The organism is Aquirufa sp., from assembly GCF_044342065.1.
Lineage (GTDB): Bacteria > Bacteroidota > Bacteroidia > Cytophagales > Spirosomataceae > Aquirufa.
Map to the genome: position 1 here is coordinate 26,758 of NZ_JBIIQN010000025.1, position 10,693 is coordinate 37,450.

The 10,693-nt window shown below is 40.4% G+C and carries 6 protein-coding genes; all 6 read left to right on the forward strand.

Features of this window, described 5'->3' with window-relative positions; genetic code table 11:
- The first annotated feature begins 3 nt into the window (after positions 1-3).
- Genes ACIQZ2_RS09120 through ACIQZ2_RS09145 form a run of 6 tightly spaced genes read left to right on the forward strand, consistent with a single transcriptional unit; the run spans position 4 to position 10,535 of the window.
- Positions 4-732, forward strand: a complete 729-nt coding sequence (locus tag ACIQZ2_RS09120; RefSeq protein WP_395768544.1) for a hypothetical protein — start codon at positions 4-6, stop codon at positions 730-732.
- A gap of 6 nt (positions 733-738) precedes the next feature.
- Entirely contained in the window at positions 739-6,711 is a 5,973-nt protein-coding gene (locus ACIQZ2_RS09125; protein WP_395768545.1) for a beta strand repeat-containing protein, read from the forward strand.
- Positions 6,701-7,474: a hypothetical protein gene (locus ACIQZ2_RS09130; RefSeq protein WP_395768546.1), complete on the forward strand. Its 774-nt coding sequence runs from the start codon at positions 6,701-6,703 to the stop codon at positions 7,472-7,474. Before ACIQZ2_RS09125 ends, ACIQZ2_RS09130 begins: the two co-directional genes overlap by 11 nt.
- A 40-nt stretch (positions 7,475-7,514) precedes the next feature.
- Positions 7,515-8,594 (forward strand): efflux RND transporter periplasmic adaptor subunit, encoded by a 1,080-nt coding sequence (locus tag ACIQZ2_RS09135; RefSeq protein ID WP_395768547.1) that lies wholly within the window; start codon positions 7,515-7,517, stop codon positions 8,592-8,594.
- The gene (locus ACIQZ2_RS09140; protein ID WP_395768548.1) at positions 8,594-9,847 is read left to right on the forward strand and encodes an ABC transporter permease; all 1,254 of its coding nucleotides are present in this window, start codon (positions 8,594-8,596) and stop codon (positions 9,845-9,847) included. The genes ACIQZ2_RS09135 and ACIQZ2_RS09140 overlap by 1 nt, the downstream gene beginning before the upstream one ends.
- A 1-nt stretch (position 9,848) precedes the next feature.
- Positions 9,849-10,535: an ABC transporter ATP-binding protein gene (locus tag ACIQZ2_RS09145; RefSeq protein ID WP_395768549.1), complete on the forward strand. Its 687-nt coding sequence runs from the start codon at positions 9,849-9,851 to the stop codon at positions 10,533-10,535.
- The last annotated feature ends 158 nt before the right edge of the window (positions 10,536-10,693 follow it).

Here is a 10,693-nt window from a genome sequence, read left to right on the forward strand (position 1 = left end):
TACATGTTTACACACCGATTCGCTAAGGCGATTGGGAGGAAAAAGAGCATTTCGCTGTTTTTTCTCTTGATTTGCGGCTTTGGCCTGCATGCCCAACAATGGACTTTTCAAGCCGGAGTCAATTTAACCACGTATGATTTTCAAAATACTGCTGGAAATACTTTAACACAAATCAAGCAAGGTTCGGGAAATCTGTATGCCATTCAATACCATCGGAAATTCGTCGATACCTCAGCAATCCTGTTGAATTCTAGCCCTTGGGCAATCTACCTTAATCAACGCCCCGTTCTTAGTAAGATCTTGGGTAAGTTTCAATGGGGCTTAGGACTACATTATAACCAATATAATGCCTTTGGAGATGCTGCTAATACTTCTTATAGTTACCAAACAGATTATTTGGGCCTTAGCCCCACGTTGCAATTTTCACAAAAACTGTATAAAGGATTAAGTATTCAAGCCAGCGGATTGATTCAGATAAGCCAACTCGTTCATGGTAATCAATGGGTCAATAATCGGTTCCTTGATTTGAAAATTGATCCACAATTTAATGGGCTACAAAGTTTATCGGGTTTTCAAATGGGATTCCAACAAGTCGTTTCTGATGGAATACAAATTTCACTAGCCTACCGACAAATTTCCAGCCTACAAGCCGTCGAATCACAAGGAACATCACTGGTTATCAGACCAAGCAGCTTGGTTTTTGGCTTAATTTTTCAACCCAAAAGCAAATAAAATCCAATGAATAGATATCTCATAACCTTTGCGCTATTGCTTTTCGCGCACTTTGGTTTTGGTCAAACCAAAGGAATTCAATACCAAGCTATCATTCAAGATCCATCACCCTATCAAATCCCGGGTACCTTTATTCAAGGACAAGTACTGCAGAATAAGAAGGTTAACATTCGATTTACGTTAAAAACAAACAATGATATTGATTTTCAGGAATTGCATGAAACCCAAACGGATGAATTTGGCCTAATCAATTTAACCATTGGAAAAGGAAAAAAATCTACTGGAACTAATTTTGATCAAATCGCTTGGAATGGCCTAAACAAGGTATTGGTCGTAGAAGTCAAAATAGATGGACAAGCGATTTACTACGAGGTTAGCAATCAAACACTTTTGTATAGCCCCTATGCATTATATGCCGATGCGGTAGAATATAAGAACATTAATAATGCGCCAAAAGATGTTTCACATTTCAAAAACGATGTAGGTTATTTAGTCACGAATGACCTAAAACCCTTAGAGAAAAAAATTACCGATAATCAAACGGAAAATGTAAGCACGTTTACGCTGTTAAAGGACCAACAAATCAAGCTTGAAACGAAGGTTGATGAACAAGGAAAGAAATTAAACGAAACGATTCTAGTTACACAAAATTTAAGTTCTCGAATTGACCAACAAAACAATCAGATCACTCAAAACCAAAATAACTTACTTAATCAAATCAATGGACTAAGCGGATCATTTGAATCTTTAGGAAATAAATCCACGGCAATTGACTTAGGAAATTCATCACCAAGTAATCAACTTTATCCTAGTCAAAGAGCAGTAAAAACCTACGTAGACCAAGTCATTTCAACCGTAGCTGTTTCGGGAACGCCAGATGCAACAAGTCTAGCTGCCGGTAAAATACAATTAGCAGGAGATTTGGGAGGTAGTGCAGGTTCCCCAAGCGTTCCAGGATTGTTATTAAAAGAAAACATTGCCAACAAAAGCGTAAGTATTCCCACTGATGCCACATCTGACTCGAAATACCCCAGTGTCCGAGCCGTAAAAACCTATGTAGATCAAGCCACCTTGGGAATCGCTCTTGCTGCTGATTTAAACGCTAAAGCGGATAAAATTTCACCTGTGTTTGCAGGAAGCCCAAGTCTACCGACGGCCACAATCGGCGTGAGACAAAGTGTAGGGACAAATACTGACCAATTGGCCACTACATCATTCGTGCAGCAAGAATTAAATGCCGCATCAATCAATTATTCAACAAAAGAGGACTTAGCTAATAAATCCACCGCTACCACGCTGGGAACAAGTAACACCTTATACCCTACCCAAAATGCAGTTAAAATCTACGTGGACAATCAAGTGGGAACAGCAACCATATCAGACGCAACGCTTTCGGTAAAAGGTAAAATACGTTTGGGAGGAGACCTTGCTTCGGGCAGTAGCACGGCAGATAACCCAATCATCAGGGATAATGCAATTACAACGAGTAAAGTGGCAGATTTAGGCATAACGGATGCAAAAATCGAATCTATTTCAGGAACAAAAGTGAGTGGTAACATTACAGGTGAGGCAAGTAATGTAACAGGAACCGTAAATACAACACATGGTGGTACAGGTACGACAGGAACACTTAACGGTTATATTAAAGGAAATGGCACATCAGCTATGCAGTCAGTCACGGTTATTCCTGTAGCTGATATTACCGGGGCAGAAACGACCGCAAACAAGAGTAATGATATTGTTGTTGATGCAAGTTCAACAACCAAGTACCCAAATGTAAGTGCAGTAAAAACCTACATAGACAATCAAATAGCCCAAGGAACGATACCAGATGCGACAACTTCAATTTTCGGTAAAATTAAACTTGGAGGCGATTTAGCAGGATCTGGAACAACAGCAGCCGCACCTGTAATCACAGATAATAGTATAACTACTGGGAAAATAGCAGATTTAGCCGTTTCAAATGCAAAGATTATCGGGGTTGATGGTAGTAAAATTACAGGAAACATCCCGGGAAATGCTGTTAATGTTACCGGAATCATAACAGCGGCAAATGGTGGAACCGGGGCTTCTTCTACCCTAACAGGTTACGTAAAAGGAAATGGGTCGTCAGCCATGACAAGTAGTACAACGATACCAGTTTCGGATGTGACTGGGGCTGAGTTAATTACCAACAAATCAACCGCGACTGATTTAGGAAATTCATCAAGTAGCGACTTATTATATCCGAGTCAAAAAGCGGTAAAAGCCTATGTCGATGCATCAACGGGGGGAAGCATTGGCTCTACAACCCAGGCAGCACTGGACTTAAAAGAGAATTCTTCCAATAAATCAAACACCAATATAGAAGGCAATAGTCTCAGTTTGTTTCCTACACAGAATGCAGTAAAAAGTTATGTTGAAACTAAATTAGCAAACCAAAGCGTTTCACTCGCTAATTTACAAACGATTAATCCGGCGAAACTTATTGGGAATTTTGGAACCTTGGCATCAGTTCCAACGGAGATTTCAACCTCAGGAACTGGAAATGTCATACGTGCAACGGGGGCAAGCCTTAGTGATATATCACTTAATGGAACCATTGGTGGAAATGCGATTTTGGCAACAGCAAATGGCGGCTTGGGAACGGCTGGACTAACAGCTGGCTATGTAAAAGCAGGTAATCCTTTTTCAACCGTTTCCAGAATTCCCGTAATAGATGTGTCGGGGGCTGTTCAAAAAGTAAATGGAACATTGCCAGACGCTAATGGCAATATAGCATTGCGTTTTGGGACGACCTATACCGGCTTATATTCCGGTGGTAATTTTTCTGCTGTGGTAAGTTCTCCAATCAATAGTGATGTGTATATCGTCTCCGGAGATCCTACAGCAACGAATAACGGACGGGCATTTATTTACGACGGTTCTATTTGGAATGAAATCACAAAAGATCAAGCGGCTTTAGATGCTCGGTATGTTCGGTTGGCAGGTTCAACCATGAGTGGAAATCTGACTTTTCCTACTGGAACAAAAATTCAAATAGCTGATGCGCCTAGTTCCTCTTCCGATGTAGCCAATAAGGCTTATGTAGACTCGCAATTAATTGCAGGAACAACACCAGATGCAACAACCCTCGTTATCGGGAAAATTCGATTAGGCGGAGATTTGGCAGGTTCAGGAACGAGCGCCACAAATCCGATCATTAGCAATGATGCGATTTCCACAGCCAAGCTAGCATCAGGGGCTGTTACAGATGATAAAGTATCAGGGACCATTTCGGGTGCCAAAGGTGGAACAGGCGTAAATAATTCGGGAAAAACCATCACTTTAGGAGGGAGCTTAACAACCATTGGGTCGAATACCTTAAGCTTAACCACTTCGGCAAATACCGCGGTTACCCTACCGGAAACAGGTACCTTATCAACAGTAGCCGGTTCCGAGGCATTAATAAATAAAAGCCTGAATGGCTTATCCTTTACAAGTAGTTCAAGTGGATTCAATATCGCAGGAGGTACTACTTCAAAAACGTTAACTGTCACAAACAATGCGAACGTTTCAGGTACAAATACCGGCGACCAAACAATAACATTAAGTGGAGATGCAAGCGGTTCAGGAACAACTGGCATTGCGGTAACCTTAAGTAATACCGCAGTAACGGCAGGTATATATGGAAGTAATGCCTTAATTCCTCAAATAACCGTTGACTCAAAGGGACGTATTTCTAACGTTTCTGAAATTCCCTTATCCAATACAACTTTAGCCGGGACCATTTTGAATGATGGTAAGGTGTTAATTGGAAATTCTAGCAATGCAGCCGTTGAACGAAACCTATCTGGTGACGTAACAATGAATAACACTGGAATTACTACGATTGGAAGCGCAAAAATCACCAATGCTATGTTGGCAGGAAGTATCGATTTAAGCAATAAAGTAACCAATAGTTTACCGATTGCGAATGGAGGAACCGGAATTTCTAGTTTAACTACAAACGCCTTACTGGTAGGCGGCACCTCAATAGGCTTCATTAGCCCGGGAACGTCGGGATATGTCCTAAGCTCGAATGGCAGTAGCTGGTCGGCAAATGCATTAAGTAGTTTAGGTGTCGCCACGACAATTGGAACAATTAATAGCAGCAGTACGGCTAATGCAATGACCTTATTGGGAGGCGAGTTAAAACTTAGTCCTGCGGATGCAAGCAATCCTGGGATTTTGACAACTGGAACACAAACGATTGCAGGATTGAAAACCTTTGCGCAAGATTTAAAGATTAATCAACTAAGCATTGGAAATGGTGGTGGCAATTTAGATGCGAACACGCTCGTGGGGAAAAGTGCCTTTTCTAGTAATACAACGGGGTCAAATAATACGGCCATAGGGTATCAGAGTTTAACATTGAATATTGGAGGAACAAACAATACGGCCGTGGGAGCAGGGTCATTAAGTTTAAATACAACAGGAAATAATAATGTTGCCATAGGTCAAGGATCCGGCGTTCTGAGTGGAAATCTGTCAAATACCGTAGCCATTGGTGCAGGAGCGAATGTTAGTGTGGACAATTCCATCCAACTAGGTAATAGTAATATTACGCGAGTAAACACAAATGGGGCTATTCAAGCCGGAAGTATCCAAAATACCCCTATTGGAACCACGACTTCAAATTCGGGTTTATTTACTTCTTTAAAAACAACCGGAACAGCTGCGAATCAGGTAGTTTTTACGGATGCTAACAATGCACTTGTTTCGGCAAGTTTAGTTCCAGTTAGCATGGGAGGAACAGGCTTATCTACGCTTCCATCGAATGGCATATTAATTGGCAATGGAACTGGAAATATCTCAACAATTTCCCCAAGTGCCAGTGGACAAGTATTGACTTGGAATGGCACGTCATGGACGGCAACCGTACCTACAGCCATTTCAGCAGGCACCTTAGGAACAAGTACAGCAAATGGCTTAACGGTAGCGAATAATGTGATTAGCTTAAGTCCAGCAGATGCAATAAACCCCGGGATCGTTACAACGGGTACCCAAAGTTTTGCAGGAGCTAAAACATTTGCCAGCATCGCCACCTCAGCAGATGGTAGTGTAGGTGGGAATTTGACAGTCACAGGAAACCTGAGCAATACGGCTTTGACTGCCTCTAAAGTAGTCTTTTCGGACGCTTCAAAAAACCTAAGCTCTACTGGTACCGTTGGTGTTAATCAAGGAGGAACAGGACTAGCCACCATCCCAGCCAATGGTGTTGTAATTGGTAATGGGACTGGGAATATTTCAACGGTAGTGCCGACGACTTCAGGGCAATTATTGACTTGGAATGGCACGGCATGGGTAGCTAGTTCACCAGCGTCTGTTTCTGCAGGAGTATTAGGTTCAAGCACAGCAAATGGACTGAGTATTTCAAATAATGTCATTAGTTTAAGTCCTGCGGATGCTACAAATCCAGGGGTCATCACGACAGGAGCTCAATCCTTTGGTGGAGCAAAAACCTTTGCGAGCATTGTCACCACCGCAGATGGCAATATAGGTGGAAATTTGACAGTCACGGGAAACCTGAATAATACGGCTTTGACCGCCTCTAAAGTAGTCTTTTCGGACGCTTCAAAAAACCTAAGCTCTACTGGTACCGTTGGTGTTAGTCAAGGGGGAACAGGAGCGTCAACGCTTACAACTGGTGCACTTTTGATTGGAAACGGAACAGGCACCGTGACAAGTCTAGCTCCGAGCACGTCTGGCTATGTCCTAAAAGTAGTAGGCTCTACTTGGACTGTTTCAGCGCCTGATACCGATGAAAGTGATCAATTTATTGCTACAACGAATCAATTAACTTTTACATTAACGCAAACACCTGTTTCAAATTCCAAGATTCAAATGTTTATTAATGGAATAAGAATAGACAAAAATGCTTATAGCGTCAGCGGTAGAATTGTCACGTATACACCAGCCTCTAATAGTGCATTCGAATTAGCAGCCGATGACCGAATCCAATTTGACTATGAATATTAAACTTTACTTAGGGGTTTTGTTATTGAGTATAACTGTTGGTTATGGGCAAAACGTGACCCCACAAGGCAAATTAACTTTTAACCGAAGTGAATATATTAATCGCGCCGGAAAAAAATTAACATACGAGGGGGTATATCCAACCGGAGAATTAAATCCCTTATTACCCTGTACGGTTCTTCCTGTAAATCACGTAACGAGCCGTGGAGTTGCGCCAGTTAATAAAAATATCGTTTATGAACTAGCCTATTCGTCGATAACCGGAACTCAAAAATGTTGGCTCATGCAAAATCTAGGTTCTACAAATCCGCCACCGACCGCTACGAATAGCACGGAGGCGGCGGCTGGTTGGTATTGGCAGTTTGGGGCTAAAAGAGGTTACCAATTTACAACAACGCGAACTCCTTCATCAACTTGGCCAACTCAACCCCTCGTAAATACAGATTGGCCGGCGGGAAATGACCCATGTACCATTGAACTAGGTCGCGGTTGGCGATTACCTACCTATGCCGAATGGCAAGCAGTTGACTTAGTTACTTCAAATTTATCGAGCCTATTTAATTCAGATTTGAAAATGCATGCTGCCGGATTAATATCCCTTAGCGGAGCTCTATCAAATAGAGGAAGTACAGTACATTATTGGTCTAAGACATCTTTCTCAACAACCCATGCGCGCGCCTATGTTATTCCCACAGCAAATGGAAGCGCTACCACATCCACAAACGATAAAGACGCCGGGTTTAGCATTCGCTGCATTCGAGACTAATATCATTTTTTCTAATGCCTGAAAAGGTTAAATTAGCAAGATGAAAGTAAACGCAATACTCATTTTGTTTGTATTAGGGCTATTTGCTTGTTCAAAAAAAGAAGAAAGCATCTCACCAACAACCGGTTCAATCACCGAATCAATTTATGCATCTGGTACCGTTAAATCAGTTGATCAATACCAAGCATTCGTTTCAATCAGTGGCATAATCGAGGAGATTTATGTGCAAGAAGGAGAAGAAGTAGAAGTAGGTACTCCCCTCCTACGCGTTTCGAATGAGACACAAAAATTCAATTTAGAAAATGCCAAGTTGACCGCTAATTTCAATGATTTAGCGAATAATCAAGGCAAAATTTTAGAAGCTGAAGCCTTAGCCCAGACAGCAAAGGCAAAACTAAATTTAGATTCTAGCCTCTTCGCTCGCCAAAAAACGTTATGGGCCCAGCAAGTTGGTACACGTGTCGAATATGAGCAAAAAGAACTCAATTACCAGAGCGCTAAAGCCAACTATATTTCAGCTATCCAACGCTATAAAGAACTAAAAAGACAAATAAATTATAGTGCGGCACAAACAAAAAAGAACGTACAAATATCTTCTAGGCAAAATGAAGATTTCATCTTAAAAAGTAAGGTAAAAGGTACCATTTTGAGTTTGTTAAAAGAAAGAGGGGAACTTGTAAGTCCGCAGACACCGATTGCGAATTTGGGAAATACGAAAGACTACGTTCTTGAAATGCAGGTTGACGAGCATGATATTTTTCAAGTAAAACTTGGCCAAAAAATTGCTATAACCTTTGATGCCTACAAAAATCAAATTTTTGAAGCTGAGGTGAGCAAAATCGCATCTATCATGAATGAGCGCAATAAAACTTTTTTAATCGAGGCTCATTTTACCAAGGCCCCAGAAAAACTATATCCCAATGTGACTTTTGAAGCAAACATCATCCTCAAAACTAAAAATAATGCGCTAATACTTCCCAGGAATTATTTGAAAAACGATTCAATCGTTACCTTAATTGATGGTAGTACGCGTGTAGTCAAACTAGGATTAACCGATTTCCAAAAAGCTGAAATACTCAGTGGACTTAGCCCAAAAGATCAGGTGGTAAAACCTAACTAATGAATATTAAATTAATCGTTCAGGTATCGGTTTCCCTACTACTTGCCAGGTGGAAACAAACGCTTGTGGCTGCTGTAGGAGTAACCTTCAGTATTACCATGTTTGTTACCTTGCTTGGGTTTATGAATGGCCTAAATGATTTATTGGATGGACTAATCATGAATCGGACTGCACATATTCGATTGTACCATGATATCAATGTTTCTAAAGTACAACCCATCGATTTACTATCCCCCAAAACAAGCAATTTCGTTCAATCAGTTAAACCTAAAAACCAACGAGTTGAAATTTACAACAGTGGTCAAATCATGCAAGCTATTAAACGGGATAATAGGGTGCTTGGCGTGGCACCCAAAATCAATGCACAGGTATTTTATAATGTCGGAAGCATTGACCTCACTGGAGTAATTAATGGAATAGAACCAGATGAAGAAAACAGACTATTCTTGTTCTCTGATTATGTAACTAAAGGAAATTACCTTGACCTAAAAAATATTCCCAATAGCATTATTTTAGGTAAAGGTGTAGCGGATAAAATGGCTGCCAACATAGGAGATGTCATTCAAGTTACGACGAGCAAAGGGGAAAGGCAGCAACTAAAAGTTGTAGGATTCTTTCAATCGGGTTTGCAAGATTTAGATAAGGTTCAAAGCTATTGTTCCATAGGAACTACACAGAAATTACTCGGAGTCTCGAATAATTACATCACCGATATTCAGGTAAAGCTTAAAGACATTACGCTAGCACCTAATATGGCTATAGAATATGAAAAGTATTATGAAACAGATGCTATTGATATTCAGCAAGCGAATTCACAATTTGAAACCGGAAGCTCGGTGCGTAGTATTATTTCATATGCTGTTGGCGTTACGCTATTAATCGTAGCCGGCTTTGGGATTTACAACATCCTTAACATGATGATTTACGAAAAAATGGATTCCATCGCCATCATGAAAGCCATCGGCTTTTCTGGTAAGGATGTAAATTTAATTTTTATTTTCATTGCCTTGAGCATTGGTGTATTTGGTGGGGCAATGGGGCTTTTGGCGGGATATGGCTTGTCAAACATCATAGATAATATACCATTTAATACAGAATCCTTACCAACCATCAAAACCTACCCAATAAACTACAACCCAGTATTTTACATCATAGCATCCATATTTTCAATTGTCACAACCTATTTTGCGGGCTATTTCCCATCCAGAAAAGCAAGTAAAATAGACCCCGTCGTCATAATTAGAGGCAAATAGAATGACACATATACATAAAGAAGTTTTGCGGGCGAATCACATCACTAAATACTTTCATGATCCTATGACGGTCAAAGTTTTAGATGAAATTAACTTCAGTCTACAGCAAAGCGAATTTGTATCGGTGATTGGTAAATCTGGGTGTGGGAAGTCAACTCTTTTATATATTTTGTCAACGATGGATACGGATTATGAAGGCGACTTATTCATTGATTCAATTCTGATGGGTGACAAAAATGAAAAAGAATTAGCCCGAGTTCGAAATGAAAAAATAGGATTTGTCTTTCAATTCCACTACCTACTGAATGAATTCAATGTCCTCAAGAATGTCATGTTGCCCGGGCTTAAATTAGGTAAATACGCTGAAAAAGAAATTGAACACCGCGCTATTGAGAAATTAAAGGTGTTAGGGATCGAACATGAAGCATTAAAAATGCCAAATCAACTATCCGGAGGTCAAAAACAACGCGTTGCTATTGCTAGAGCCTTAATCAACGACCCGCTCCTGATCATGGGTGATGAACCTACTGGAAATCTCGATAAAAAAAATAGTGAAATTGTATTTCATACTTTTCAGCAATTAGCTGAAGAGTTTCATCAAACACTATTAATCGTCACGCATGATAATGAATTCGCAAACAAAACTTCGCGCATCATTGAAATGCAGGATGGAAAAATTATCAACTAATTATTCTTTGACAATTGAGGTTACAAAAGGTTTACCTTTTTGCAAAACATGTAATATGTATTTGCCCTGACGGAAATTCTGAAATTCCGTTAAATTAATTTCTGAAATTTTTTCTGGGTAGGTTGCTTGCCACATGGTACTTCCAACTATATCATATA

Excerpts from the sequence above, each read along its gene's own strand:
- ACIQZ2_RS09120 (WP_395768544.1), top strand. The coding sequence starts at position 4 with ATGTTTACACACCGATTCGCTAAGGCGATTGGGAGGAAAAAGAGCATT.
- ACIQZ2_RS09125 (WP_395768545.1), top strand. The coding sequence starts at position 739 with ATGAATAGATATCTCATAACCTTTGCGCTATTGCTTTTCGCGCACTTT.
- ACIQZ2_RS09130 (WP_395768546.1), top strand. The coding sequence starts at position 6,701 with ATGAATATTAAACTTTACTTAGGGGTTTTGTTATTGAGTATAACTGTT.
- ACIQZ2_RS09135 (WP_395768547.1), top strand. The coding sequence starts at position 7,515 with ATGAAAGTAAACGCAATACTCATTTTGTTTGTATTAGGGCTATTTGCT.
- ACIQZ2_RS09140 (WP_395768548.1), top strand. The coding sequence starts at position 8,594 with ATGAATATTAAATTAATCGTTCAGGTATCGGTTTCCCTACTACTTGCC.
- ACIQZ2_RS09145 (WP_395768549.1), top strand. The coding sequence starts at position 9,849 with ATGACACATATACATAAAGAAGTTTTGCGGGCGAATCACATCACTAAA.